The 25,525-nt window shown below is 71.2% G+C and carries 24 protein-coding genes; 9 read left to right on the top strand and 15 right to left on the bottom strand.

Annotated elements, in window-relative coordinates; all coding sequences use genetic code 11:
• Nucleotides 1-21: 21 nt before the first annotated feature.
• The 4 genes from AQJ27_RS12980 to AQJ27_RS12965 are packed head-to-tail and all read left to right on the top strand — an operon-like array spanning nt 22 to nt 2,897.
• Nucleotides 22-552, top strand: a complete 531-nt coding sequence (locus AQJ27_RS12980; protein ID WP_067366731.1) for a phosphatase PAP2 family protein — start codon at nt 22-24, stop codon at nt 550-552.
• Nucleotides 545-1,489, top strand: coding sequence for a decaprenyl-phosphate phosphoribosyltransferase (locus tag AQJ27_RS12975; RefSeq protein WP_067366728.1), 945 nt, complete (start codon nt 545-547; stop codon nt 1,487-1,489). Before AQJ27_RS12980 ends, AQJ27_RS12975 begins: the two co-directional genes overlap by 8 nt.
• Nucleotides 1,483-1,932 (top strand): GtrA family protein, encoded by a 450-nt coding sequence (locus tag AQJ27_RS12970; protein WP_425275207.1) that lies wholly within the window; start codon nt 1,483-1,485, stop codon nt 1,930-1,932. The genes AQJ27_RS12975 and AQJ27_RS12970 overlap by 7 nt, the downstream gene beginning before the upstream one ends.
• A complete protein-coding gene (locus tag AQJ27_RS12965) occupies nt 1,920-2,897 on the top strand; it encodes a YihY/virulence factor BrkB family protein (RefSeq protein WP_067366722.1) in 978 nt (325 codons plus the stop codon). The genes AQJ27_RS12970 and AQJ27_RS12965 overlap by 13 nt, the downstream gene beginning before the upstream one ends.
• Here AQJ27_RS12965 and AQJ27_RS12960 read toward each other — a convergent pair.
• Complete coding sequence (locus tag AQJ27_RS12960; RefSeq protein ID WP_341866072.1) at nt 2,851-4,161, bottom strand: D-alanyl-D-alanine carboxypeptidase family protein; 1,311 nt, start codon at nt 4,159-4,161, stop codon at nt 2,851-2,853. The two genes, AQJ27_RS12965 and AQJ27_RS12960, sit on opposite strands and share 47 nt — an antisense overlap.
• A 112-nt stretch (nt 4,162-4,273) precedes the next feature.
• On the opposite strand from AQJ27_RS12960, the gene AQJ27_RS58610 reads away from it, so the two are divergent.
• The 4 genes from AQJ27_RS58610 (at nt 4,274) to AQJ27_RS12940 (ending at nt 8,106) form a co-directional block, all read left to right on the top strand.
• Nucleotides 4,274-4,516, top strand: coding sequence for an SCO4848 family membrane protein (locus AQJ27_RS58610; protein WP_054233715.1), 243 nt, complete (start codon nt 4,274-4,276; stop codon nt 4,514-4,516).
• A 60-nt stretch (nt 4,517-4,576) separates the two neighbouring features.
• Entirely contained in the window at nt 4,577-5,842 is a 1,266-nt protein-coding gene (locus AQJ27_RS12950) for a metallophosphoesterase (RefSeq protein WP_067366716.1), read from the top strand.
• Between the two features lie 147 nt (nt 5,843-5,989).
• Complete coding sequence (locus AQJ27_RS12945) at nt 5,990-7,546, top strand: ABC transporter substrate-binding protein (RefSeq protein ID WP_067366713.1); 1,557 nt, start codon at nt 5,990-5,992, stop codon at nt 7,544-7,546.
• A 146-nt stretch (nt 7,547-7,692) separates the two neighbouring features.
• Complete coding sequence (locus AQJ27_RS12940; RefSeq protein ID WP_067366710.1) at nt 7,693-8,106, top strand: ATP-binding protein; 414 nt, start codon at nt 7,693-7,695, stop codon at nt 8,104-8,106.
• A gap of 1 nt (nt 8,107) precedes the next feature.
• Here the strand turns inward: AQJ27_RS12940 and AQJ27_RS12935 are convergent, their stop codons facing one another.
• From AQJ27_RS12935 to AQJ27_RS12925, 3 genes are all read right to left on the bottom strand, one after another.
• Entirely contained in the window at nt 8,108-9,976 is a 1,869-nt protein-coding gene (locus AQJ27_RS12935; protein ID WP_079064989.1) for a sulfatase-like hydrolase/transferase, read from the bottom strand.
• Nucleotides 9,977-10,445: 469 nt separating this feature from the next.
• On the bottom strand, nt 10,446-11,882 hold the full coding sequence (locus AQJ27_RS12930) for a sensor histidine kinase (protein WP_067367822.1): 1,437 nt from the start codon (nt 11,880-11,882) through the stop codon (nt 10,446-10,448).
• A 119-nt stretch (nt 11,883-12,001) separates the two neighbouring features.
• The gene (locus AQJ27_RS12925; protein WP_054233711.1) at nt 12,002-12,691 is read right to left on the bottom strand and encodes a response regulator transcription factor; all 690 of its coding nucleotides are present in this window, start codon (nt 12,689-12,691) and stop codon (nt 12,002-12,004) included.
• Between the two features lie 188 nt (nt 12,692-12,879).
• On the opposite strand from AQJ27_RS12925, the gene AQJ27_RS12920 reads away from it, so the two are divergent.
• Nucleotides 12,880-15,288: an MMPL family transporter gene (locus tag AQJ27_RS12920; RefSeq protein ID WP_067366706.1), complete on the top strand. Its 2,409-nt coding sequence runs from the start codon at nt 12,880-12,882 to the stop codon at nt 15,286-15,288.
• On the opposite strand, the gene AQJ27_RS12915 is transcribed toward AQJ27_RS12920, so the two are convergent.
• The 11 genes from AQJ27_RS12915 to AQJ27_RS12865 all read right to left on the bottom strand — a co-directional run bounded on the left by AQJ27_RS12915 (nt 15,281) and on the right by AQJ27_RS12865 (nt 25,456).
• Entirely contained in the window at nt 15,281-15,889 is a 609-nt protein-coding gene (locus tag AQJ27_RS12915) for a Uma2 family endonuclease (RefSeq protein ID WP_067366702.1), read from the bottom strand. The genes AQJ27_RS12920 and AQJ27_RS12915 overlap by 8 nt on opposite strands.
• Before the next feature lie 76 nt (nt 15,890-15,965).
• A complete protein-coding gene (locus AQJ27_RS12910; protein ID WP_067366699.1) occupies nt 15,966-16,736 on the bottom strand; it encodes a TetR/AcrR family transcriptional regulator in 771 nt (256 codons plus the stop codon).
• Between the two features lie 11 nt (nt 16,737-16,747).
• Nucleotides 16,748-17,254: a thiol-disulfide oxidoreductase DCC family protein gene (locus AQJ27_RS58605; RefSeq protein WP_235613770.1), complete on the bottom strand. Its 507-nt coding sequence runs from the start codon at nt 17,252-17,254 to the stop codon at nt 16,748-16,750.
• A 5-nt stretch (nt 17,255-17,259) separates the two neighbouring features.
• Nucleotides 17,260-17,670, bottom strand: a complete 411-nt coding sequence (locus AQJ27_RS58600; protein WP_067366694.1) for a hypothetical protein — start codon at nt 17,668-17,670, stop codon at nt 17,260-17,262.
• Nucleotides 17,671-17,778: 108 nt separating this feature from the next.
• Complete coding sequence (locus tag AQJ27_RS12895; protein WP_067366692.1) at nt 17,779-18,192, bottom strand: VOC family protein; 414 nt, start codon at nt 18,190-18,192, stop codon at nt 17,779-17,781.
• A gap of 4 nt (nt 18,193-18,196) precedes the next feature.
• On the bottom strand, nt 18,197-19,660 hold the full coding sequence (locus tag AQJ27_RS12890) for a phytoene desaturase family protein (RefSeq protein ID WP_067367816.1): 1,464 nt from the start codon (nt 19,658-19,660) through the stop codon (nt 18,197-18,199).
• Nucleotides 19,657-21,780 carry a S53 family peptidase gene (locus AQJ27_RS12885; protein ID WP_079064943.1) on the bottom strand — a complete coding sequence of 708 codons (2,124 nt, stop codon included), beginning with the start codon at nt 21,778-21,780 and terminating at the stop codon, nt 19,657-19,659. Before AQJ27_RS12885 ends, AQJ27_RS12890 begins: the two co-directional genes overlap by 4 nt.
• 128 nt (nt 21,781-21,908) lie before the next feature.
• Nucleotides 21,909-23,087, bottom strand: coding sequence for a M23 family metallopeptidase (locus tag AQJ27_RS58590; protein ID WP_067366690.1), 1,179 nt, complete (start codon nt 23,085-23,087; stop codon nt 21,909-21,911).
• Nucleotides 23,080-24,120 carry a hypothetical protein gene (locus AQJ27_RS12875; RefSeq protein WP_067366687.1) on the bottom strand — a complete coding sequence of 347 codons (1,041 nt, stop codon included), beginning with the start codon at nt 24,118-24,120 and terminating at the stop codon, nt 23,080-23,082. Before AQJ27_RS12875 ends, AQJ27_RS58590 begins: the two co-directional genes overlap by 8 nt.
• A complete protein-coding gene (locus tag AQJ27_RS56365) occupies nt 24,120-24,965 on the bottom strand; it encodes a DUF5819 family protein (RefSeq protein ID WP_067366684.1) in 846 nt (281 codons plus the stop codon). Before AQJ27_RS56365 ends, AQJ27_RS12875 begins: the two co-directional genes overlap by 1 nt.
• 125 nt (nt 24,966-25,090) lie before the next feature.
• Nucleotides 25,091-25,456: a hypothetical protein gene (locus tag AQJ27_RS12865; protein WP_067366680.1), complete on the bottom strand. Its 366-nt coding sequence runs from the start codon at nt 25,454-25,456 to the stop codon at nt 25,091-25,093.
• Nucleotides 25,457-25,525: the final 69 nt, after the last annotated feature.

Here is a 25,525-nt window from a genome sequence, read left to right as displayed (position 1 = left end):
TCCCTAGAAGAGTGAGATCACATGGACGACCTTGACGACATGGACCGCCGACGGTGGGACGGCCTGGACCGTCGGCTGCTGTCGGCCCTCCACGAGCGCGGCACGGATCCACGCGTGGCGGCCGTCGCACGCGCCCTGTCCTGGAGCGGGGAGCACGGCGTGCTGTGGCTCGCGGCCGGACTCACGGGCGCGGTGGTCGACCGCGGGCGGTACGGCGCGTGGCTGCGCGGCACGGCGCTCACCGCCACCGCGCACCTCGCCAGCATGGGCGTGAAGCGGATCGTGCGCCGTCCACGCCCCGCGCACATCGTTCCGCTGGTGCGCACGGCCGGACGTCACTCGTTCCCCAGCTCCCACGCGGCCTCCGCGACGGCCGCGGCGGTCGCCTTCGGCGCGCTCGGAGGCCGCCCGCTGCTGCCGCTCGCCGCCGCGATGTGCCTCTCCCGGCTGGTGGCCGGCGTCCACTACCCCTCGGACGTGCTCGCGGGCGCCGCCCTGGGCGCCCTGACGGCCCGTCTGGGCGCCCGCTGGATCGAGGCCGGCCATGGCTGAACGCACGGTGCTCCTGGACCCCACGCCGACCGCCCCGGTTCCCGTGCGGACCCTCACCGGCCTCGCCCGGGGTCTCCTCAGGACCACCCGCCCCCGCCAGTGGGTGAAGAACCTGCTGGTCGTGGCGGCCCCGGCGGCGGCGGGCCAGCTCTTCTCCCGGCACGCGGTGATCCAACTCGCGCTCGTCTTCGTCCTGTTCACGGCCTGCGCCGCCGCCGTCTACCTGATCAACGACGCCCGGGACGCCGAAGCCGACCGCGCCCACCCGGTCAAGCGCCACCGCCCGGTCGCCACGGGCCAGGTCCCCGTCCCCCTCGCCTACGCGGCGGGAGGCGTGCTCGCCGTCCTCGCCCCGACCGCCGCCGCCCTGCTGTCCTCCCCGGTCACCGCGGCACTGCTGACCGCCTACCTCGGTATGCAACTGGCGTACTGCGTCAGCCTCAAGCACGTCCTGGTCGTCGACCTCGCCGTCGTGACGACCGGGTTCCTGATGCGGGCGATGATCGGCGGGCTCGCCCTCGGTATCCCGCTCTCCCGCTGGTTCCTGATCACCACGGGCTTCGGCGCGCTCTTCATGGTGGCGGCGAAACGCTACTCCGAGGCCGTCCAGCTGGCCGGGAACGCCGGTGCCACCCGCGCGCTGCTCACCGAGTACACCACCGGCTATCTGCGTTTCGTCTGGCAGCTGGCCGCCGGGGTCGCCGTGCTCGGCTACTGCCTGTGGGCCCTGGAGGAGGGCGGCGTGCCCAGCGCCGGGGTGCTGCCCTGGCGCCAGCTGTCCATGGTCGCCTTCATCCTGGCCGTCCTGCGGTACGCCGTCTTCGCCGACCGGGGCGCGGCGGGCGAGCCCGAGGACGTCGTCCTGCGCGACCGCGCGCTCGCCCTGATCGGACTGGTGTGGCTCGCGATGTACGGGCTCGCGGTCGTGAACTGGTGAGCCTCGCCCAGCGGCCCCTGACCCGGGAGCTCCTGGGCTTCGCCACCGTCGGCGTCCTCGCCTACGCCGCCGACCTCGCCCTCTTCCTGTGGCTGCGCGGCCCGCTGGGCCTCGACCCGCTCACCGCCAAGGCGCTGTCGTTCGTGGCGGGCTGCTCGGTCGCGTACACCGGCAACGCGCTCGGCACATACCGGCACCATCCCGTGCGGGAGCCCCGGCGGTGCCCCGACTTCCTCGTGTTCCTCGCCGTGAACCTCGCGGGCGCCCTCGTCCAGCTCCTGTGCGTCGCCGTCAGCCACTATGGCCTCGGGCTCACCTCGCGACGCGCCGACACGGTCTCCGGTGCGGGGATCGGTATGGCACTCGCCACGGTCCTGCGTTTTTGGGGTACCCGGACATGGGTTTTCCGAGGTGAGGGCAGAGTCGGATCATGGACTGGCTGAAAAAGCTCCCCGGCGTGGGGCCGTTGGTCGCCCGCCTGATGGCCACGCACGGGTGGCGGTCGTACGAGCGTCTGGACCGGGTGAAGTGGACGCGGCTCGCCGCCGCGATGACCTTCATCAGCTTCGTGGCGCTCTTCCCGCTGCTGACCGTCGGTGCCGCGATCGCCGCCGCCACCCTCACCAGCCAGCGGCAGAAGGAGCTTCAGGACAAGATCGTCGAGCAGGTGCCGGGCATCTCCGACCAGCTCGACATCAACGCGCTGGTGCAGAACGCCGGCACCATCGGGCTCATCGCGGGCACCGTCCTGCTGTTCACCGGCATCGGCTGGGTCGGCTCCATGCGGGACTGTCTGCGCGCGGTCTGGGAACTGCCCGACAGGGAGGAGAACCCCCTCCTGCGCAAGCTCCTGGACGCCGGGATCCTCGTCGGACTCGGCGGTGCCGTACTCGTCACCATCGCCGTCTCCACCGTCGCGTCCTCGCTGGTCGGCTTGACGGCCCGGCAGCTCGGCATCGGCGAACACGACTGGGGGAGCGTGCTGCTGCAGTCCGCCGCGTTCGCCGTCGCCGTACTCACCGACTTCCTGGTGCTCCTGTACGTCCTGACCCTGCTGCCGGGCGTCGAGCCGCCGCGCCACCGGCTCGTCGTCGCCGCGCTGATGGGCGCCGTCGGCTTCGAACTGCTCAAGCTGCTGCTCAGCAGCTATATGCGGGGCGTGGCGTCGAAGAGCATGTACGGCGCCTTCGGCGTGCCCGTCGCGCTGCTGCTGTGGATCAACTTCACCTCGAAACTGGTCCTGTTCTGCGCCGCCTGGACGGCCACGGGACATGCCGACACCGGCCCGAAGCAACGCGACGACGCCCCCTACGACCCCGACGACGCCGACGAGCCGGCGGAGCCCGGGGACTTCGGGGAGGTCAGTGGCGGCGGCGCATCAGGTCGGGGAGGGGCCAGCGGCGGTTGACGAGGAAGACGGCGCCGGCGACCAGGGCGAGCAGGCCACCCGTGATGGCCAGGGCGGTCCCGATCCCGCTGGTGCCGTCCTTCGCCGCCGCGGAGGCGGCCACCGGCGACGACGAGGCCTTGGTTCCCCGGTCTCCGGACGACACCGGCGTGTTGGGCCCGGCGGACGCGGTCGCGCCCGCCTGCGCGCCGGTGTCGACGCCCTTCGGCGGCACCAGCTCACCCACCGGTGTGACCTTGCCGGCCGCGCTGAAGCCCCAGTCGAGCAGCCGCGCGGCCTCCTTGTAGACCTCGTTGTGCTCGTCCTTCTCCGGGTTCATCACGGTGACCAGCAGCACCTTGCCGTTCCGCTCGGCGACACCGGTGAAGGTGGCGCCCGCGTTGGTGGTGTTGCCGTTCTTCACCCCCGCGATGCCCTGGTACGTGGAGATGTCGGCGTCACCGGTCAGCAGCCGGTTGGTGTTCTGGATCTCGAAGGACTCGCGGGTCGTCTTCCCCTTGTCGTTCTTCTTCGTCTCGCCCGGGAACTTCGCCCGCACCGTCGAGCAGTACTCCCGGAAGTCCTTCTTCTGCAGTCCGGAACGGGCGAACAGCGTCAGGTCGTACGCCGACGACACCTGGCCCGGCTGGTCGTAGCCGTCGGGGCTGACCACATGCGTGTCGAGGGCCTGCAGGTCCTCGGCGTGCGCCTGCATGTCCTTCACCGTCTGCTCGACGCCGCCGTTCATCGCCGACAGCACGTGCACGGCGTCGTTGCCCGAGCGCAGGAAGACACCGAGCCACAGGTCGTGCACGCTGTACGTCTCCTCCTCCTTTATCCCCACCATGCTGGAGCCCGCGCCGATGCCCGAGAGGTCGGTGACGGCGACCTTGTGCTGCTCGGTCCTGGGGAACTTCGGCAGCACGGTGTCGGCGAAGAGCATCTTCAGCGTGCTCGCCGGGGGCAGCCGCCAGTGCGCGTTGTGGGCGGCCAGCACGTCGCCCGACTCGGCGTCGGTGACGATCCAGGAGCGCGCGGTCACGTCCTTGGGCAGCACCGGGGCGCCCGCGCCGAGAGCCACCTGGGTCCCGGCCTCTCCCAGCCGCGCTCCGCCCACCGTCGACATGTTCGCCGGGGGAGTCGCGCTCGGGCTCGCCGTCGGCGACGGTGACGACGACGGCTTGTCGGCCGCGAAGACGGGGACCGTCGTCGTCAGCGAAAGAGTCAACAAGGTGGCGGAAGTGACCAGCATCGATCGCCGGATGGTCTTTTTGGTGGCGGGCACGGTCGAGAAATTACAGGGCGCGGGCCGGGAAGTCCCATTACCTGATGCTGGAGTCCCCTGGTCCCGGCCACCCCGGCGCCCGCTCCCGGCCGGCGACGGCGATACTGGACCCATGAAGCTCAGCCGCCCCGTCTCCTGGTTCCTGCTCGCCTTCGGAGTGTGGAGCTGGATCATCTGGGTCACTTTCGTCAAGAATTTGTGGAAGGACGGCAGCGGGCTCGCGTTCAACGACGCGGGGGATCCGACGGCGTACTTCTGGGTGCACCTGACGCTCGCCGTCGTCTCCTTTGTCTTGGGGACGGTCGTCGGTGGCATCGGGTTCCGCGGACTGCGCGCATTGCGCCAGACGTCATAGCAACAGGGGGCAAACGGGGGACAACGGAATACAACGGCGGACAACGGGGGATACGGCGTCTTGGTCATCGTCTTCGTACTGGTGGGACTGCTCGCCCTCGCCGCGGTCGCGGGGCTGTACTGGTACGTGTGGCGCCGCCTGGTGCGTGACACGACGTCCGGTCCGGGGCTCGCCCGGCGCGCGGGCACGGTGGTCTTCGTCGCCGGGCCGGTGCTGATGATCGCCGCGGTCACCGCGGAGCGCGCCGGTGCGCCCTTCCGGCTCCAGCAGGTGCTGGCCTGGCCCGGGTTCCTGTGGATGGCGCTGTCGATCTATCTGTTGCTCGGAGTGGTGGCGGGAGAGGTCGTACGACCGCTGCTGCGCCGGGTCGTGGAGCGGCGCGCGGCCCCCTCCGTGGCCCTGCCGCACCCGGCACCCGTACCGCACCCGGAGTCGGTGCCGACGGGAGCGGCGGCCCCCCAGGAGCCCTCACCCGTCGAACCCCCACCGCCCGTCACCGCCCCCTCGCGGCGGCTCTTCGTCTCGCGTGCCGCCGGCGGGGCCGCCGCGGCCGTCGCCCTGGGGACCGTGGGGTACGGGACGTACGGGGTGCTGCGCGGGCCGCGGGTGAAGCGGGTCACCGTGCCGCTGGCCAAACTGCCCCGGTCCGCACACGGTTACCGGATCGCCGTCGTCAGTGACATCCACCTCGGGCCCACCCTCGGACGGGACTTCTGTCAGCGCGTCGTCGACACGATCAACGCGACGCAGCCCGACCTGATCGCGGTGGTCGGGGACCTCGTCGACGGGAGTGTGAAGGACCTCGGACCCGCCGCGGCGCCTCTCGCGCGGCTGCGGGCACGGCACGGCTCATATTTCGTCACGGGCAACCACGAGTACTACTCCGGCGCCGCGCAATGGGTCCGGGAAGTACGGGAACTGGGTCTGCACCCGCTCGAGAACGCCCGGACGGAAATGGCCGGATTCGATCTCGCGGGCGTCAATGACGTCGCGGGGGAGAGCGAGGGGCACGGGCCCGACTTCGGGAGGGCGCTGGGGGACCGGGACACCGCGCGGGCCGTGGTGCTGCTCGCCCACCAGCCGGTCCAGATCCACGACGCCGTCAAGCACGGTGTCGACCTCCAGCTCTCCGGGCACACCCACGGCGGCCAGCTCTGGCCGGGCAACTACATCGCGGAACTGGCCAATCCCACGGTCGCGGGCCTCGAACGGTACGGCGATACACAGCTGTACGTCTCCCGGGGCGCGGGCGCCTGGGGGCCGCCGACCCGGGTGGGCGCGCCGTCGGACATCACCGTCGTGGAACTGGCATCCCTGCAAGCCTGAGAACCGGCTGTGAAACAGGGGGGAAACGGTCTTTCCCAATACCCCGTCTGATTCTTCGGACACCTCTTCCCTCAGACGAAACACCTGTGGTTGGGTGATCCGCGTCACTGGGGAGTGGCACGGGGCGTGGCCTGGGGAGGGGCGCCGATGCGATCGGTTCGCATACGGATTCTCGCGGTGCTGGTGGTACTGGCGGCCGTGGGTGTGGGCGGCTGGCAGTTACTGCCGTCGAAGGACAACCACAACAGGACCATCACGGTCGGGACGACGGACGCCGTCACGTCACTCGACCCGGCGGGCGCGTACGACGCCGGCTCCTGGGCCCTGTTCAGCAACGTGTTCCAGTCGTTGCTGACGTTCGAGCCCGGTGGCGCCGCCCCCGTGCCGGACGCGGCGAAGAGCTGCGGGTTCCTGGGCACGGGACTGCGGACCTATGTCTGCACCCTGCGCGACGACCTGACGTTCCCGAGCGGGAGCAAGGTGACCGCCGAGGACGTGAAGTTCTCCTTCGACCGGGTCAAGGCCATCAACTCCGAGGTGGGGCCCGCGTCCCTGCTCTCCACCCTCGGCTCGGTGGACGCCCAGGGCCTCAAGGTCACCTTCCACCTGTCCTCGCCGGACGCCACCTTCCCCTTCAAGGTGGCCACCGGAGCCGGGTCGATCGTCGACCACACCCGCTACCCGAAGCACGCCCTGCGCAAGGACGCGGGCGCCGACGGCACCGGGGTGTACGTACTGAAGTCGTATACGAAGGACAAGCGGGCCGTCCTCGCGCCCAACAAGAACTACAAGGGCGCCGTCGAGGGGAGCGGCACGCCCACCGTGCTGCGCTACTACGGCACCCCCAAGGCACTGGAGAGCGCCTGGAAGGCGAAGCAGGTCGACGTCGCGACGCGTCAGCTGCCGCCCGCGACGCTCGCCACCCTCTCGCCGAGCGACCCGGACCAGCACGTCACCGAGTCCGACAGCGCCGAGACCCGCAACCTCGTCCTCAACGTCCGCGCGAACTCGCCGCTGCACAACCGCCTCGTACGGCAAGCCGTCGCCGTGCTGATCAACCGCGAGCAACTGGTCAGCCAGACCTACAAGGGGACGACCGATCCGCTGTACGGGCTGATCCCCGCGGGCATCACAGGGCACTCGACGTCGTTCTTCGACACCTACCCGAAGCCCGACGCGAAGAAGGCGAAGGCCCTGCTGACCGAGGCCGGGGTGTCGACGCCGGTGCGCTTCACCTACGGGTACGCCGAGGGGCGGGGCGCCGCCGGCGAGGAGGCCACCGAGCTGAAGCGGCAGCTGGAGGCGAGCGGCCTGTTCAAGGTGGACATCAAGGGCTACGAGTGGACCGACTTCCAGAAGCGGTACGCCGAGGGCCGGTTGGACGCCTGGGCGGTCGGCTGGGTCGCCGACTTCCCCGACCCGGACACCTTCAGCACCCCGCTCGTCGGCACCGGCAACAGCATGAAGAACGGGTACAGCGACAAGGACGTGGACCGGCTGATTCAGGACAGTCAGCAGTACGAGGACCGCAGCCGCACGTCCGACGACTTCCAGACACTGCAGGAAATCGTGGCCCGCGATGTTCCCCTGATCCCCCTGTGGCAGCGCAAGGAGTACGTACTCAGCAGTGAGGACGTCGGAGGCGGCCAGTATCTGTCGGACGGGACCGGTGTCTTCCGCCTCTGGCGGCTGGGCTGGATATGAGCCGGGCTGGATATGAGCCGGGCTGAATATGACACGTGACGTGATCTCGCGGGGTGGCCCCCCACCCCGGTGACATCGCGCTCTCGCCCAACGCGGCACCATGTGCGCACTATGTGCCCGAGGTGTGCGCACGGTGAGGAGCTGAGGTGTTGAGACGCAACGCGTTCCGGCTGCCCCGGCACCCGGCGTCCGTCGGACTCGCCCGGCGCCGGGTACGCGACCATCTGCGGGACTGGGGCCACAGCACCGACGACCCGGCCCTCGCGGACGTCGTCCTGATCGTCTCCGAGCTCGTGACCAACGCCGTACGCCACGGACCCCTTCACGAAGGTCACGAAGGGGAGTTCGAGGTCGCGGTGACCGCCCTCGCCGACGGCTCCTGCTTCGTCGAGGTCTCCGACGAGGGCTTCGCCGCACCACGGCCGCGGCCGGTCTCCGTGGGGGAGGAGACCGGCCGCGGCCTGCACCTCGTGGAGGGCGTCGCCGTGGCGTGGGGGGTGTGGAGCCGGGGCCGCCACGGCAAGACCGTGTGGGCGCTCGTGGCGTCCGCGCCCCCGTGAATCACGGCGCCGGGGTCGAGCCGTACGCCGTCAGGAAGCGGTCGCGGAAGTCGTTCATCTTCCAGACCGGGGTGTCCTGCTGCGGCTGCAGTCCGTCCGCCCAGTTCCAGTCGGCGATCTTGTCCAGGACCTTCGGGTCCTTGGCGACGATCGAGACCGGCACATCACGGCTGGCGTGGTTGCCGCTGACCCGGGCGATGGGCTGGTGGTCGCCGAGGAAGATCAGCACGGTGTTCTTGTTGCCGTACTTCACCAGGTAGTTGATGAGGCTCGACACCGAGTACTGGATGGACTTGCCGTACTCCTGCTTCGACTTGGTGGAGTCGGTGATGATGTCCCCGGGCTTCTTGCCGGCCTTCTCGATCGCGTTGTAGATCGAGCCGTCGCCGACCTGGTCCTGCGGGACCAGCTTGGGGATCGGCGCCCAGGGCTGGTGGCTGGAGGTCAGGATGATCGTCGACATGAGCGGCTTGTCGTGCTTCTTGCTGTGCACCAGGCGCTCGAACGCGGTCAGCGCGTACTGGTCGGGCATGGTCGACCAGCTGAACTTCGGGCCCTTGTAGCCGAGTTTGTGGGAGTCGTAGAGCTTGTCGATGCCGTAGAACTTCTGCTCGGGCCACGCCTTCTGGATGCCCGGCATGACGCCGACCGTGTCCCAGGCGCCCGTCTTCTTGAACGCGCCGGGGAGGGTCAGGCGATCGCCCGCGGTGACGGTGCGGTAGCGCTGCTGGTTGCTGATCCACAGGCCCGACAGGAAGGTGGAGTGGCCCAGCCAGCTGCTTCCGCCGTACGTCGCCGAGGTCAGCCAGCCGCTCTTGGCCGCGAACCCGGCCTGGGTCAGCTTCTCGTTCTCGGCGGTGAGCGTGGCGTCGACGCCCGGCGCCATGACCGGGTCCTCGATCGCGCTGCGGCCGTAGCTCTCGATGAAGGTGATCATCATGTCCTTGCCGCGCAGCCCGGTGAGCAGCTGGTCGGGCGGCGTGTTGGCGAAGTCGTCCTTCTTCGCGATCTTGGCGAACTCGGCTTCGTCCCGCAGCGTCCGCCGCACCTGCTCCGTCTTGAACTGGAGGGCCTGCATGGTGTGCTCCGAAGCGATGGGTATCCCCGCGGCGTACTGCACGCCCAGCGCCGCGCAGGTGACCCAGGCGATGGCCAGCACCAGCGTCGTGCGGGTCGCCGTCTCGGTGTTCCGGGCCGCCAGGTTGCCCAGTCGGATCACCGACATCGTCGTGAGGGCGAGTACGGCGATCACGAGCGTCACGGCCAGGGCCGCGATGCCGAGCGCGCCACCCTTGCCGAACGTGTCCTGGAGGTATCCCTGCGCATCACTGAAGAGCGACCAGTCGAGGACGACGTTGAAGCCTCGCCCGAGGTATTCGTTGAAACCGATGTCGAGGAAGTTCACGACGGTCAGGGCGCCCAGGCCGAGCCCGGCGAACACCGCCACGGCGATCCGCGGCCTGCGGGGCAGGACGATCAGCAGGGCGGCGCCGAAGATCGCCTCCACCGGGAGACGCACGAAAGCGGCCACCCGGAACTTGTCCGCCTGGGTCGGCATGAGCAGCGCGACGACCACTACAGCGAGGGCCACGGCGGTGGTGGTCCACCAGAGAACGCGGGCCGCGACCGGGTACCTCTCCCGCCACCCGCCCCAGACCCGCCACCACCGGCGTGGGCGGGGGGTGACCTCGCCCTCCGGAGCGTCGACGTCCGAGGCTTGCGCCCCGGGGCTTTCCGTCTCAGGAGTCTCGGCCCCAGGAGTCTCGGCCCCAGGGGTCTCCGTCTCAGGAGTCTCGGTCTCAGGAGTCTCGGTCTCGGATGTCGTCGTCCCGGACGTCTGGGCTTCGGGAGTCTCCGTCTCCGGAGCCATCGCTTCCGGGACTTGCGGGACTTCAGGGACTTCCGGGACCTCAGGGGCTTCCGCGGCTTCCGGCTCGGGGTCGGCCTCTGCTTCTGCCTCGACCTCGACCTCCGCCTCCGGAGCTTCCGCCTCTGCGGCGTTCGTCTCCTGTGCTTCCGCCTCCGGAGCGTCCGCCTCTGGAACGCCCCCCTCCGGGGTGTCGGCCTCCGGGGAGTCCAGGGGCGTGACCTCCTGCGAGGGCACGTCCTCCGGCGCCTCGTCCGTTTTCGACAGCTGTCGAGAGCTCGTGTTGAACGACAACCCGGCGGTCCTTCCGTGCGAAGCCCGGTGGTGGCGCGGCGGACCAGGCTGAGGTCGGGGCCGCCTTCTTCTGTTGGGTACGAGGTCGTACCGGCCGGTGTTCAATCATCCGGGTTTGCTTATGTTCAAGCGAGTCACCGAGCTTGTTCAAGCACCTCACTGTGCTTGTTAAAGCAGCTCACCGCGTCGGAAGCGTCACCGTGACCTCGAGCCCCGCTCCCGGCGCCGTCCGTACCGCCACGTCACCCCCGTGCGCGGCCACCACTCCCTGCACGATCGCCATCCCCAGCCCGCTGCCCGCACCACCGCCCGCCCGGAAGAACCGGTCGAATATGCGCGCCGCGTCCTCCTCCGCCAGCCCGGGCCCCTGGTCCGCGACACACAGCCGTACGGTCCCGTCCTTGCGTTCGAGGCCGAGCCGCACCGGCACGTCGGCGGGCGTGTGGGTGCGTACGTTGGCCACCAGGTTGCCCAGCACCTGCCGCAGCCCCGACTCGTCGGCGTGCACCAGCAGTGTCCCGTCGGCGCCCACGGTCACCGGACGCCCGGGCTGCTGGGCCCGCAGATCCTCGGCCGCGTCCCGTACCAGACGGCTCAGGTCGACGTTCTTGAAACGCAGCTCGGGGCTCTGGTCGAGGCGGGCCAGGATGAGCAGTTCGTCCACGAGGCGTCCCATGCGGTCGGCCTCGGCGTTCATCCGGTCCCAGGCCCGCCGGCGCTCACCCGGCTCGCGCAGCATCCCCTTCTCGTACAGCTGGAGGTAGCCGCGGATCGCCGACAGCGGGGTGCGCAGCTCGTGCGAGGCGTCCGCGACGAACCGGCGCAGCTGCGCCGCGCTGCGCTCGCGGGTCCGGTACGCCGATTCCACCTGGTGGAGCATGGAGTTGAGGGCGAGCCGCAGCTGTTCGACCTCCTGGGTCGGATGGTGGCTGGAGGGCACGCGCCGGGTGAGGTCGCCCTCGGCGATGGCGGACGAGGTCTCCACCATGTCCTCCAGTGGCCGCATCCGGCGCCTCACGCTGATCATGGTCAGCGCCGCGAGCAGCGACAACAGCAGGGTGCCGACGCCCAGATCGAGCTTGAGGGCCTTGGCGATGCCCTTGTGCAGGGCGTCGGTGGAGGCGGCGAGCAGCACGTACGTGCCGTCGGCGAGCCGGGCCCCGGTGACCCGGTAGGAGGCGCCGTGCACGGTGGTGTCGTGCAGGGCGGGGTCGTGCGCGAGGGCGCTCGGCTCGTCCACCGCGGCGGCCAGCGCGCGCTGGATGTCGGTGGGCTTGAAACCGCCGACGCTGAGGGGGGTCCCGTGGCCGTCCACCGCCGCGAAGATCGAGTCCGGCTTGTCGGACCGGTCCGCGCCGGGGACCATCCGCTCGCGTACGAAGGCGAGCGCGGTGAGCGAGTCGATCTGGTGGAGGGTGAGCCGCGAACCGGTCAGGGACTCCCGCGTCTTGGACAGTTCCGTGTCGACCTGGTCGAGCAGATAGTGCCGCATGCCCATCAGGCTGACGGCGGTCGCCACGATGATGCCCAGCGCCAGCAACGCCACGTTCGCGAGCGTCAGCTTGCCGCGCAAGGAATGGACCCCGTGGTGACGCCGGGGGCGCCGCACACTCACGTACGCGGGAATCCCCGCACAGAGGGCGAGCTCGGTCCGGGTCGCGGGTTCCGCGCGGAGGGAGGGCTCCGCATGCGGCGCGGCGACTCCCGGGTCCGGGGATGCCGGGGATGCCGGGGTCATGCGAGGCCGTATCCGACGCCCCGGCGGGTCTGGATCACCGGTGGGCCGAGGGGTTCGAGTTTGCGGCGCAGATAGCTGATGTACGTCTCGACGACGGTCGACTCGGCGGAGTGTTCGTACTGCCAGACGTGCCGCAGGAGTTGCTCCTTGGGCACGATCCGGCCGCCGTTGCGGACGAGGAAGCGCAGCAGGGCGTACTCGGTGGGGGTGAGCTCCACCGTGCGGTCCCCGCGGTGCACGGAGTACGTCGTCTCGTCCAGTTCGAGTTCGCCGTAGCGAAGGGGCGGGCGCTGGGGAAGGACGTCGTCGGGGCGTGTGCGGCGCAGTACGGCCGTGATCCGGGCGACGACCTCGTCGATGTTGAACGGCTTGGTGATGTAGTCGTCGCCGAAACCGAGCGCGCCGACGATCTCGGCGGGCGCGTCCCGCGCGGTGAGGAAGACGATCGCCAGGTCGGGCCGGCGCAGGCGCAGTTCACGGCCCAGCGCCCGCCCGTCGCCGTCCGGCAGCATCACGTCGAGCAGCGCCGCGTCGGGGCGGGTGCGTTCGGCGAGCGTGAGCGCCTGCCGGACGGTGCCCGCGGTCATCACCTCGAAGCGGTGGTAGCGCAGCGCGATGGCCAGGACGTCCGCGATGCTCGGCTCGTCCTCGACGACGAGAACGGTGGCCCCCTCGTGAGCGGTCATGCCCCCCAGTATCCGCACGCGGGTCGCGCCAGGGGGCGGCTCCCCCTTTGGAGTTCCTTGAGAGTCATGGGCGGTCTGTGTCGTCGCTCGAGCGTGCCGGTCGATGGTTGGTCCCAGGACCTGGGGGACCAACCGACAACCGAACGACCGGATGACCGGTCGACTAAGGAGCGTTGAGCGTGGCGACATTGGCACGGTGGTGCTATCGGCACCGGCTGGTGGTCCTGTTGCTGTGGGTGGGGGCACTGCTCGGGCTCGGGGCCGCGGCCTCGTCCGCGGGCACGGATTACGCGAACGTCTTCTCCCTTCCGAACACGGACTCCAAGCGCGCGTACGACCAGATGGAGAAGGCCTTCCCGGAGCGCGCGGGCGACACCGACACGGTGGTGTGGAAGGTCGACACGGGAACCGTCCGGGACCAGTCCGTACAGTCCCGGATCCAGCCCGCGCTGGACAGGATCGGCAAGATGGCGGGGGTCGGCGGCGTCACCAGCCCGTACGCGGGCGACCGGGGCGCGGCGCAGATCAGCGCCAACGGCAAGATCGCGTACGCCCAGATCACCTTCGCCGAGCAGGCGAACGCGGTGCCCAAGGAACTGGTGCAGGACGTGGTCGACACCGCACAGGGCGCCCGAGGCGGCGGTCTGCACGTCGAGCTGGGCGGCCAGGCGATCCAGCGCGTCCAGGAACCGCCCACCGGACTCGCCGAGATGATCGGCATCCTGGCCGCGGCGGTCGTCCTCTTCCTCGCCTTCGGGTCGCTCTTCGCGATGCTGCTCCCGATCGGCATCGCGATCTTCGGGGTGGGCACGGGCCTGTTCTCCACCCAGCTGCTCAGCCATGTGACGTCGGTGCCCGACCTGGCTCCGCTGCTCGCCACGCTGATCGGCCTCGGTGTCGGCATCGACTACGCGCTGTTCATCGTCACCCGGCACCGGCGCGGCATCCTGCGCGGCATGGACCCGGAGGAGTCGGCGGTCACCGCCCTCAACACCTCCGGCCGCGCGGTGCTGTTCGCGGGCGGCACGGTGTGCATCGCGCTCGCCGGGATGCTCGTGACCAACCTGCGCTTCCTGGACGGCGTGGTCATCGGCACCTCGCTCACCGTCGTGTTCAGCGTGCTCGCGGCGGTCACGCTGCTGCCCGCGCTGCTCGGCTTCCTCGGCTCCCGGGTGCTCAGCCGCCGCCAGCGGCGCAAGCTGGCCGCCGAAGGCCCCGAGCCGGAGCGGGCCAGCGGCTTCGCGGCGCGCTGGTCGGCGAGCGTCCAGAAGCGCCCGCGCTCGATCGCCGTGATGGCCGTCGTCGTCATGGCGATCCTCGCGATCCCGGTGCTGTCGCTGCGGCTCGGCGCGACCGACCAGGGCAACGACGACGCGTCGACGACGACCCGGAAGGCGTACGACCTTCTCGCGGAGGGCTTCGGACCCGGCTTCAACGGCCCGCTCCAGGTGGTCTCCACCAGCGGCGACACGAACAAGCTGGTGCAGGGCATCCGCGCGACCGACGGCGTCGCCCAGGTCGCGGCGCTGCCGCCCGCGCAGGGCGTCACGGTGATCCAGGTCGTACCGACCACGTCACCGCAGTCCGAGAAGACGGACCAGCTCATCGACACCCTGCGGGACAAGGTGATCCCGGACGCCGGGGCGCAGGCCCACGTCGGCGGTGTGACGGCGATCTCCAAGGACTTCTCGACCGTCACGGGTGACCGGCTGCCGCTCTTCGTCGCCACCATCATCGGGCTGGGCTTCCTGCTGCTGATGGTCGCCTTCCGCTCCCTGGTGGTGCCCCTGACCGCCGCCCTGATGAACCTGATCGCGGCCGCCGCGTCCTTCGGTGTCCTCGTCGCGATCTTCCAGTGGGGCTGGGGTCTGAGCCTGCTGGGCCTCGGAAAGGAGGGCCCGATCAACGCCTTCCTGCCCGTCATCATGCTCTCCCTCCTCTTCGGCCTCTCCATGGACTACCAGGTGTTCCTGGTGAGCCGGATGCACGAGGAGTGGGTGCACACGAAGGACAACGCGCGGGCGGTCCGGGTCGGCCTCGCGGAGACGAGCCGCGTCATCAACTCCGCCGCCCTGATCATGGTCTGCGTCTTCCTCGCCTTCGTCCTCAGCGGTGACTCGGGGGCGGCGATGGCGGGCGTGGGCCTCGCGGCGGCGGTCGCGCTCGACGCGTTCATTCTCCGTACGGCGCTGGTGCCGGCCGCGATGCATCTGCTCGGCAAGTCCAACTGGTGGCTGCCGGCCGGTCTGGAGAAGCGGCTGCCGCACCTGGCGGTGGAGCCCGCGGAGGAGGCGGAGTCGCTGCCGCGGGCTTCGGCGGGAGGACCGACGGTCGTGCACGGCTTCGTCCGCGACGCGGAGGGCGGGCCGGTCGACGGGGCGGTCCTCACCCTGCTCAGCAAGGGCGGTCGTCAGCTGGACCGGGTGACCTCACTGGCGGACGGCTCGTACATCGTCTCGGTACCGGCGCCCGGCGCGTATCTGCTGTCGGCGACGGCCTCGTCGTACGGCGCCCGCGCCCGGCACATCCTCGTGACCGACGAACCGCTGGTGCACGACCTGGAGTTGACGGAGGGAGAGGTGGACGCCGTCAATTAGCCTTCGGCTGCCCGGCTTTGAGGATTTCATCGACGTCGAGGGTGACCTTGGCGCCGATGGAATCGGGGAGGGTGACGATTTCGCCGGGGGCGTGCGGGCGGTGGTTCGCGTACCTGCCCCCGGCAGGGTCGGTGAGGACGTGCAGGCGCTGGTGCTTGCGGTCGACGATCACGTAGACAGGGACTTCGGCCTGGGCGTAGGCGGTGACCTTGGTCTTCAGGTCGTTCTTCCAGTTTCCGGAGGTGACCTCCAGGACGAGGCGGAAGCAGACCGGTTCGTAGGAGTTGTTCTCTACGAGGTGGTCCTCGACATCGGCGTCCACGATCGCGAGGTCAGGGATGGCGTAGTCCTCGGTGTCGGTGGGCAGCCAGAGCCCGATGCCTTGGAGTACCTCCGTCTCGCCGTCGTCCAGTCCTGCCGCGATGAACGGGCGCATGAGTTTGGTCAGAGCGCGAGCGTGGGGGACATCCGGGGCGGGGGACACGAGGAGATGGCCTCCGATGATCTCGACGCGGTAGCCCGGATGGCGTTCCATGATCTCGTCGGCAATGGCCGTGAGTGGCCGAGAGTTGAAAGGCTGCTCGGCGGATGCAGCGGACATCGCGTGCCTCCCATGGGCTGGTGTCGAGAGCATCATCGTAGGCCGCATCCCTCCGCCATGCCCCGTATCACGGGCGTCACCCGGTCGTGGAGCCCCGCCCCGGATCCGGCAGCAACTTCGTCATCCCCGGCAGGAAGTCCGTGAACAGCTCGTGCACCTCGTGGACGAGCGGGCGCAGGACGCGGAAGCGGGCCAGTGAGACGCCCCGGGTGGTGAGGCGGGCGCCGCGCTCGGCGAGCCGGTAGCTGCGTTCGCGCCCCTCCGTGCGGTCGAAGACCCAGTACAGGACGAGCCCCATCTGCGACAGCCACATCAGCTCGGGCAGGACGTCCCTTAGTTCCTCCGGAACCTTCGCCTTCGACCCGGCGAGCACCTCGCGGTGTATGGCGATGGCCTCCTCGCGCGGGCCCGCCGACTCGGTGGAGAAGGGGCTGAGCGGGCTCTCCGGGTCGGCGGCGTTCTTGAAGAACTGCGCCGCGAACTCGTGGTACGGCTCCGCCACGTCCAGCCACGCCTTCAGGACTCCCGCGATCCGCGCCTCCAGATCCTTCTCGCGCTCCAGGACCGGCCGGATCGCCGCCTGGTGCTCGGCGCCGATCCGGTCGTAGAAGCCCTGGATGAGGTGCTCCTTGCCGGCGAAGTAGTAGTACGCGTTGCCGACGGAGACCCCGGCCTCCTGGGCGATCGCCCGCATGGTCGTCTTGTCGTACCCCCGCTCCTGGAACAGCCGCAGCGCGGTCTCCAGGATCAGCGCGCGGGTCTGCTCGCTCTTGGCGGGACCCTTTTCCTGGGCCTTTCCGGGCGCGCTGGTGTCGTCCGGGCCGGGGCTGTCTGTCGGTGCTGGCACGGGAACAGAGCCTAACGAGTCGAACAGGAGCCGCTGTCACAGCCGGGAGGCTGGTACGTCCACCCGACGCCCGGCTCGTACACCCACCCGTCGCCCCGCCGGTACGCGCCCCCGCCCCACCCCTGCTGGGCGTGCGTGGAGCGCCACTTCGCGGCGGCGAGCATCGCGCCCTTGGCGAGCCGGGCCCCGGCCGGGGTGCTCAGCCGGTGGGCGAGCGGCCGGTGCTCGCGCAGCGCCCACAGGCAGACGACCCAGGCGGCGGCCCCGCGGTAGACCTGACCGCCGTCCCCGACGACGGTGATCTCGTCGAGGGTGGCGCGGTGGTCGAGGGCGGGGAAGAGCGCCCTGGCCTGCTCGGAACCGGCCGGCACGAGCCGCAGCGGCACCAGCTGGGGCTGCTTGCCCAGCCAGTCGCGCAGGAAGGTGCACAGCGAGCACGAGGCGTCGTAGAGGACGGTGAGCCCGAGGACCGGGACGCGTACGGCGTCCCGGTCACGGGTGGCCTCGAGGCCGGTCACGGTGCTCACGCCCCGGCCGCCGGCGCGACCCAGTCCGTCGGCGCGACGGGCGGCAGCTGCTCCCGCTCCATGACGCCCCGCCGCCGGATCTTGTTGAGCACGTACACGTTGCCGAGGTGCATGACCCCGAGGACGAGCAGGACGACGCCGAGCTTGGTCGACAGGGCTTCGAAGATCCCGCGGGTGTCGGTGATCTCGCCGTCGTCGCCGTTCAGATAGAGCGCGACGAAGCCCAGGTTGACGAGGTAGAAGCCCACCACCAGGAGGTGGTTGACGGCGTCGGCGAGCTTCTCGTTGCCGTGCAGTACATCGGCGAGGAAGATCCGCCCGTTGTGGCTGAGCGTGCGTGCCACCCAGACCGTCAGCGCGATGCTGACCAGCAGATAGATGACGTACGCGACGACCGTGAGGTCCATGTCCCCACCCCTTCTTGAACGCGTTCAAAACGCTGTCGAGAAGGAATGTAGACCTGCTTTTGAACATGTTCAAGTCAGGGGGAGCGTGGTGCGAAGGAGTGAGGGGGGTCACGCCTGATGGCGGCCCAGCTCGGGCCGCTTGCCGTAGTCCGTGAAGCCGATGACGTTGCCCCAGGGGTCGGCGATCTCGACGGTCCAGCCGGTGGCGACCGGGAAGGCGGGGGCGAGCGGCCGGATGCCCGCCGAGGCCAGCGCGTCGGCCGCGGCCCGCGCGTCACTGACCTCCAGCCATACGCGCGCCGAGGCCCACAGCGGCGGCCGGAGGCCGAGCTCCTCCTCCAGTCGCAGCAGCAGCCCCGGCGTCTCCTTGCCCACCTTCAGCAGCGCGATCCCGGCCTCGTCGAGCCGGAACGCCACCGGGATGCCGGCCCGCCCGTAGAACTCCACCGCGGCGCCGAGGTTCCCGACGGGCAGCAGTACGTTGTCGAAGCCGAGCAGCTCGTACGACACATCATCTGACATGCCATCAGATTAGGTACGGGCCACCCCGGGAGCCCGGTGCCCGACCGTGCGGGTCCCCCAGGTGGTGCAAGGCCGAGCGCGCCGCGTGGTAGCCGCACATCCCGTGCACGCCGGGACCGGGCGGGGTCGCCGCCGAGCACAGGAAGACGCCGGGGATGCCGGTGTCGTAGGGATCGAGGGCCGCGCGGGGGCGCAGGAGCAGCTGGCGCGGGGTGTTGGCGCCGGTGAGGATGTCACCGCCCACGTAGTTGGCGTTGTACGCCTCCAGCCGGGACGCGGACATCGACGCACGGGCGACCACGCGTTCCCGCAGGCCTGGTGCGAAGCGCTCGATCCGGTCGAGTACGGCTTCGGTGGCGTCGCCGTCGTACCCGTGCGGGACGTGCGCGTACGCCCAGACGGGGTGCACGTCTCCCGCCGAGCGGACCGGGTCGGCGAGGTACTGCTGGGACACCAGGACGAAGGGACGCTCCGGCATCCGCCCGCGTGTCACGGCCCGTTCGGCGTCCACGACCTCTTCCAGCGTGCCGCCCAGGTGGACGGTCCCGGCCCGGCGGCAGGACTCGTCGCGCCAGGGCACACCGCCCTCGACGGCCAGGTCGACCTTGAAGGCGGCGGGCCCGTGCCGCCAGCGGGCGTACGCGCGGCGGGTGCGGGCGGGCAGCCGGTCGCCGCACAGCGCCACGGCGGCACGCGGCGCGACATCCAGCAACGTGACGCGCGCGGGCGGCAGTTCGGCCAGCGAACGCACCCGGACGCCGGTCTCCACGGTGCCGCCGAGTTCGGCCAGGCACGCCGCCAGGGCACGGGTGACGGCCCCTGAGCCACCGTGTGCCACGGGCCAGCCGTGCCGGTGCGCCGCCGCGGTCAGCATGAGGCCGATGGCGGCGCTGCCCGGCGCGGTCAGGGGCGCCATCGCGTGCGCGGCGACGCCGGCGAACAGGGCGCGGGCGCCCGGCGTGCGCCAGCGCCGCGCGACGGCGGTGGCGCCGAGCGCCGCGTGCAGTGCGAACCGGGCCAGGGGGAGGGGATGCCGGGGCAGCCGCTGCGGCGGGCGCAGCAACTCCGCCGCGAGGGAGTCGTACTGGTCCGTCAGCGGCCCGAACAGCCGCTCCCACGCGGCTCCGTCCGGGCCGAGGGAGCGTGCCGTGGCCTCCAGGGACCGGCGCAGGACGGCCGCGGGGCCGTCATCGAGCGGATGGGCGAGATCGATCTCGGGCCGTCGCCACTCCAGGCCGTGCCGCTCCAGATCGAGGGACCGCAGGAAGGGCGAGGCGAGCGCCATCGGGTGGACGGCCGCGCAGTGGTCGTGGAGCAGCCCGGGCAGGGTCAGTTCGCTGGTCCGGGTGCCGCCGCCGAGCGTGTCGGCCGCCTCCAGGACGGTCACGGCGAGCCCGCGCCGGGCCAGGACCACGGCGGCGGCCAGACCGTTGGGCCCCGACCCCACCACGATGGCGTCCGGTGTCACCGCGGGATGCCGCCGGTACGGCGCATCCACCGCAGATAGGCGGGGGAGGGGGAACCGAGTCCGGTGGCGTCGTCGTAGCCGGGGACGGCGTGCAGGCCGTAGTCGCGGCCCAGGGCGTAGAGGACGTAGCGCTGCTGGTCGTCGGACGGGGCCTGGGCCGTCGGCGAGGGGCCGTAGTCGCGGACGGCGGTGAGCGGGCCGGTACCCGCGGCGGCGGGGTGGTCGGTGACGTCGCGGAAGACCGGACTGCCGCCGAGCGCGTACAGCAGCGGGTTGGCGAAGCCCAGCGGATGGCCGGTCTCCTGCTGGGCGTCGGCCTGGAGCGCGGCGAAGGCGGGGGTGGCGGCGGAGGTGCCGCCGAAGCCCACGAGCTGGAAGGTGCCGCCGTCGGTGAGTCCCACCAGGACGGGCAGCGCGCCGTCGCCCTCCATGGCCACGTCGGGGGTGGTGCGCCGCGCCGGGGTGCCGTGGCCGCCGGCGGGTGTGTGCCCGCGCTGGTACCAGGGCTGCGGGAAGTCGCTGGGGCCGCCTCCGCCGCCGAACGCGAACACTCCGGGGAGGGGGCCCCAGGCCTTGCCGGATGTCCGGGAGGATGTCCGGGAGGCCGATGTCCGGGAGGCGGATGACCGGGCGGCGGATGACCGGGCGGCGGAAGTGCTGTCGGTGAGGACCGACAGCTCGTCGCCCATGCTGGTCTCCCAGGCGTAGTTCCCGTGCCGGTCGAGGGCCAGGGTGGTGCCTCCGACGGAGGTGACCCAGGGGGAGCCGCTGGGGAAGTCCGCCTGGGCGGCGGTGGTCTTCGGGTCGCAGTTGACGCCGGTCTCGGCGGCGCCGGGCGAGGAGTCTCCGCAGTCCCCGGCGGCGAAGTACACCCCGATGCCCTCCGCGGCGGCCTGCTCGAACAGCAGGTTCCAGGCGTTCACGAGGTCCGGGGTCAGATGTCCGGGGTCGGAGTGGATGATCTCGGCCCAGGAGTTGGAGATGGAGTCGGCCAGGCGGTGGTCGATGACGGTGGCCTCGGCGTCCATGAGGTCGGCGTCGAGGCAGGAGTCGGCGCCCATGTAGAGGACGTGCGCGTCGGGGGCAAGACCGTGGGCCATGTCGACGTCCAGGGCCTCCTCGCCGGCCCAGGACGCGGGAGGCGCGCACGCGGAGCCCACGTTCCAGTCCTTCGGGGTGACCCGCTGGCGGTACTGGCCCGGACGGAAGGGGCGGTCACCGGTGGCGCGGGCGTACCGGTCGGCGTCGGCGGGCATGGTGGGGGAGCCGTAGGCGTCGACGATGGCGATGGTGGTGCCCTTGCCGGTCGCGTGGGCACCGCCCGCTCCGTACGCGTGACGCAGCTGCGCGGGGACGTACGGGCAGGGCGCGTAGGCGGGTGTCGCGCCGTAGGCGGTCGGCAGACCGGTGGCCGGGGTCCCGCCGAAGGAGGGGGAGCAGACGGCGCCGGTGTCGTCGGCGTCTGCGACGGAGGTGCCGGAGGGCCGCGGGTGCGGTGGGCGCGGCGGGTGCAGCGGGGTGGTGGTGCGGTGGGACTGCGGGTGGGCGGCGGCGGGCGCGGACAGCCCGGAGACGGCCACCACCTCGGTGCCGAGGGAGCTCGGGACGCTGAGGTCGCCGGACGGCGCGCTGACCGTCCCCCGGGCCGTGCGGTAGTGGTGGATGGGGCTTCCGAGCGCCTGCCGTACGGCTCTTTCGGGGCCGGAGACGTCCATGTAGTGCGCGGTGTCCCGGGTGACGGTGAGGCCGGCCCGGGTCAGCCAGTCGGCCACGGCCCGGTGTTCGGCCGGTCCGAGGGCGAAGCGCCGCTGGTAGGCGGCGGGGGTGAGGAAGTGCCGGTAGTGCGGGCTGTGCGGGTCGGTCACCTGCCGGAGGAACGCGGCCAGGCCGCCCGGGTCGCGGGAGCCGAGGTAGAGGCGGGCGGTGAGGCGCTGGTCGGCCGGCACCGCGCCCGCGTCCGCGCCGGCGGTGGCGTATCCGGGGCGCGAGCCGGACAGGGTGTGCCGGTGCGGGGAGGGGGCCGCGGCGTGCGCGGCGGGCGAGGCCAGCACCGTGCCCAGGAGTGCGGTGCAGACGGCGGCGCCGAGCGCGCCGGGGCGTATGCGCGGGTGTGCGGACATGGAGAGCCCTTCTGGGGAGCCGAGGTGGCGTCCGGGCCGGACGTACGGAGGTCGCGGGCGGACGTGAGGAGGGGAGGTGCGAGGGCGGTGCGGGGTGGTCCCCGGTGTGAGGGGCTTTCAGGGGCCCTTCAGGTACGCAGCGTGCGTCCCCTGTGCAGCGTTCCGGTGATGCCGGTGAACCGGAGGTCGAGGCCGAGTCCGTCGCGCTCGGCGTGCAGGTGCAGATGGGGCTCGGTGGTGTTGCCCGAGTTGCCGACCTCGCCGAGGAGTTGGCCCGCGCGTACCCGGTCGCCGGTGGCCACGGTCACGGTGCCCGGCCGCAGATGCGCGAGCTTGACCAGCTCACTGCCGGTGTCGATGAACACGTGGTTGCCGTAGGGGGGTTCGTAGCGGATGGTGCCGGGGACCTGGTCCGCGTAGTCGTCGGCGGCGGAGACCACGTCCCCGTCGCACGGGGCGTACAGCTTCGCGCCGTAGATCAGGTAGGCGTCCGGCGCCGCGCCGGAGCGCAGCCGGGCGCCGCGCGCGCCGACGCCGATGACGTCGATCGCCCCGCGCTGTTCGGGGTGGGGCGCGTGGTGGTTCAGGCCGGGGCCGCCGCCCTGGGCGATGAGCCAGGTGCCGTCGCGCAGCGGGAAGCGCAGGGGCGCCGACAGCTCCGCCCCCCAGCGGTGGCGTCGCGCCCACACCAGGTACCCGGCGACACCGCTCAGCAGGACAAGACCGGTCACGAGCTCCGCGCCTGGGTGACCGGCGGGCAGCGAGGGCAGCCGCCAGGCGGAGGCGAGTGCCACGGGGCCGCCCGCTTCCATGGCCCGGCGCAGCCACCAGGGCAGCCGGGCGGGCGTGAGACGCCCCTCCATGAGGAGATACGCGGCGGCCACGATCAGGACGTCGCCGCACCAGCCGGTCACCGACGAGGCGGTCCAGCAGGCCGCGACGCGCACGGCCAGCAGCACGCACCACAGGGCCCAGCCCACGGCGATGCGTGCCCCGGCCGGGACGCGCAGCCGGGGCGGCCGATAGGGGCCGGGGGCGAGACGGAGGTTGGTGAGCCGCCCGCCGGCGTCCGCGGCGGCGAAGGCCAGGGTCCGTCCCGCCGTCCCCTGGACCACCAGCCCGTCCGGGCCGTCCGTGACCGAGCGCACGTCTCCCACGTGGGCGAGTGTCGCCCCGACCACTTCGTGCAGCCGCCGGTCGCCCACGGCGTCGACGACGCGCGGCGCCAGCTCGCTCCACTGCCCGGGGTCGGCCAGGAGGAAGCGCTCCAGGGCGCGGGCGGCCTCGGTGCTGTCGTGCTCAGGCATCGGCCGCCCCGTCCCGAGGCGCGAGGGCGGCGAACGCGGAGACCGCGGCGGGTCCGGCGCCGACGGTCCCGGCGGGCCGGAGCCGCTGGGCGAGGCGCGAAGTGACGCCGACCGCCCGCTTTTTGAGGGACCGGTAGTCCTCGTCCCGCAGGCAGGTGCAGTCCGCGCCGATCATCAGCAGCCCGAAGCACACCAGTCCCATGCAGGCCATGATGCCCAGGTGCATGCCCTCCAGCGCCAGGGTGTTGGCCTTCCGCACCCAGGCGCGGGCGGACAGGATCGCGAACGGGAGTGCCAGTTCCGCGAAGATGGTGAAGTAGCTGACCGCGGTGCCGACATAGGCGTTGCCCATCGCGTGCGCGTACGTCGACGACATCTGGAAACCGGTGATGCGGCTGATGTAGTACATGGCGACGCCGTCCTGCCACATCTTCCCGGTGATCTTCCAGTAGCCCGCGGCGAAGTACAGCACCGCGGTCTGGAAGACGATCAGATACGCCGCCAGGTTGTGTACGACCGTGCCGGCCGACGGGGCGCTACGGGCCCGCAGTCCGGCACGCCTGGCCTTGGCCCCCGGCGCGAAGTAGGCGTTGGAGACGGTGAAGACCATGAAGATGACGAGGATCTGGGCGAGGTTGTCCCCGCCCTCCAGCACGTCCTGGTTGCGGTTGTGCAGCGACCACATCAGCACGGCCTGGGCCACGGTCAGCACTCTGCCGCCGCACACCATGAAGGCGGCGGAGACCAGGATCGTGGCGTGGAAGACGATCTCGAACCACACCGTGGAGTGGCTGAACAGATAGAGGGAGAAGGCGCCGTGGGTCAGCGCCGCCTTCGCGGTGTGGATCGAGTTGTAGGAGTCGGGGCCCCACAGGAACCGCCGGTTTCCGTAGTCGGCGAGGCAGTACATGACCGTCGCCAGCCCGATCACGATCCGCAGCAGCGCGATCCCGATCAGCCGGTGCTCACGGCTCGCCATCCGTAGCAGCCCGGCATCGATCCACGCCAGGCCGTACTTGGCCCATCCGCGCATCAGCGGGCCACCCCCGGAACGTAGTCCATCCACGACGTCTCCAGAATTCCCTTGCTCTTCTCTTCGGGTTTCGGAGTCACATAGCGCTCCGAGAAAGGAATGATGGGCCTGGTCTTGAAAGCGGCTTTGACGGACACGATCTCCGCCCCCGGGTACATCGTGGCGGCCCGGGCGGAAAGGAAGCGCTGTATTTCCTGGAACTCCGGTACGTACTGCTTGTCCAGATCGGCCTGAGCCGCCTTGCGTTGCGCCGCGGGAAGCTTTTTGAAATCCGTCACCATACGTGCGTACCGATTGGCGGCGGCGTCGAATGCGAGCGGGATACCCGGGAGCTTCGTCGGATTCAGCGGGAATGCGTGCGGGGCGCGGTCGATGGCCTGCTCGATTTCCACCGGGCTGGTCTGCACGACCTGGTCGGAACCGGCGGTCCGCATGCGCACCGTCAGGTAGATGAGGTCGTCGTTGCTGCCCGGGGTGGGGCCGAAGAGCTGCCAGTCCTGCCAGAAATACGGCTGCATGACATGCGCGACCGCTCCCTGGATACGGGACTTGGCCGGAGAATCGGGCGCGTTGTAGACCAGGCAGGCGGCCGTGTACAGGGCCACGGGCAGCAGGGCCAGGAAGGTGCAGATCCGCAGCCGCGCCGTGACCGCGTGCGTGTGCGTGCGAGGGCCGTTGCCGGCGTCCGCGCGAGGGCCGTCGGCGGCGCCCACGCGGGCCGGGTCGTCGTCGGCGCCCACGCGGGCCGGGTCGTCGTCGGCGCCCACGCCGGCCGGGTCGTCGTCGGCGTCCGCGCGAGCCGGGTCGTCGTCGGCGTCCGCGGGGACTCGCCCGAAGACTCTCATCGTGCGACATCTCCCTTTCGCTGAGGTGAAGGGGTGCGCCCGGCGGCCGGGAGGACCGCCGGGCGCGTGTGCGAGTGGTGCGTCACCGGATGCCGGGGCCGGTCAGGGACACGGCCCCGGCGCGGTCAGTTGGCGTCGTACTGGACGTCCCCGGGGATGACCCCATGCAGGCCGTTCGCGCTGACGGCGGGGCCACCGCTGGACGACGAGGAGGACTCGCTGGAGGACGAGGACCGGAGCTTCGTCGAGACCTTGACCGCCGCCTCGGTGACCTTGACCGCGGTGGCGGCGACCACGCTCTGGGCGACGGCGTGCCAGAACTGCGGCTGGACTCCGTCATTGACGACGGTGGCGGTGGCGACCGAGTGGTGGGCGGCGGTCCGCTGCTGCGGCAACGACGTTGCCGAGGCGTTGGCGGCGCCGAGCCCCGCGGCCCCCGTTGCGGCGACCGCGGTGATGACGGTCGCCGCTATGACACGCTTGGCGTTCACGATGCTGAGCCTTCCTGTATGGAATTTGATGGTCTTCCGGGAATTTCCGGCATGGCGAAGCCGCACCGG

It is taken from the genome of Streptomyces olivochromogenes (genome assembly GCF_001514115.1).
GTDB lineage: Bacteria > Actinomycetota > Actinomycetes > Streptomycetales > Streptomycetaceae > Streptomyces > Streptomyces olivochromogenes.
The sequence above is the reverse complement of the archived record's forward strand: the minus strand, read 5'-3'. Positions and strand labels throughout refer to the sequence as shown.

Excerpts from the sequence above, each read along its gene's own strand:
- AQJ27_RS12925 (WP_054233711.1), bottom strand. The coding sequence starts at position 12,691 with ATGACCGCTCACGAGGGGGCCACCGTTCTCGTCGTCGAGGACGAGCCG.
- AQJ27_RS12975 (WP_067366728.1), top strand. The coding sequence starts at position 545 with ATGGCTGAACGCACGGTGCTCCTGGACCCCACGCCGACCGCCCCGGTT.
- AQJ27_RS56365 (WP_067366684.1), bottom strand. The coding sequence starts at position 24,965 with ATGAGAGTCTTCGGGCGAGTCCCCGCGGACGCCGACGACGACCCGGCT.
- AQJ27_RS12915 (WP_067366702.1), bottom strand. The coding sequence starts at position 15,889 with ATGTCCGCTGCATCCGCCGAGCAGCCTTTCAACTCTCGGCCACTCACG.
- AQJ27_RS12965 (WP_067366722.1), top strand. The coding sequence starts at position 1,920 with ATGGACTGGCTGAAAAAGCTCCCCGGCGTGGGGCCGTTGGTCGCCCGC.
- AQJ27_RS58600 (WP_067366694.1), bottom strand. The coding sequence starts at position 17,670 with ATGGACCTCACGGTCGTCGCGTACGTCATCTATCTGCTGGTCAGCATC.
- AQJ27_RS12935 (WP_079064989.1), bottom strand. The coding sequence starts at position 9,976 with ATGGCTCCGGAGACGGAGACTCCCGAAGCCCAGACGTCCGGGACGACG.
- AQJ27_RS12875 (WP_067366687.1), bottom strand. The coding sequence starts at position 24,120 with ATGCGCGGATGGGCCAAGTACGGCCTGGCGTGGATCGATGCCGGGCTG.
- AQJ27_RS58610 (WP_054233715.1), top strand. The coding sequence starts at position 4,274 with ATGAAGCTCAGCCGCCCCGTCTCCTGGTTCCTGCTCGCCTTCGGAGTG.
- AQJ27_RS12895 (WP_067366692.1), bottom strand. The coding sequence starts at position 18,192 with ATGTCAGATGATGTGTCGTACGAGCTGCTCGGCTTCGACAACGTACTG.
- AQJ27_RS12980 (WP_067366731.1), top strand. The coding sequence starts at position 22 with ATGGACGACCTTGACGACATGGACCGCCGACGGTGGGACGGCCTGGAC.
- AQJ27_RS12945 (WP_067366713.1), top strand. The coding sequence starts at position 5,990 with ATGCGATCGGTTCGCATACGGATTCTCGCGGTGCTGGTGGTACTGGCG.
- AQJ27_RS58590 (WP_067366690.1), bottom strand. The coding sequence starts at position 23,087 with ATGCCTGAGCACGACAGCACCGAGGCCGCCCGCGCCCTGGAGCGCTTC.
- AQJ27_RS12885 (WP_079064943.1), bottom strand. The coding sequence starts at position 21,780 with ATGTCCGCACACCCGCGCATACGCCCCGGCGCGCTCGGCGCCGCCGTC.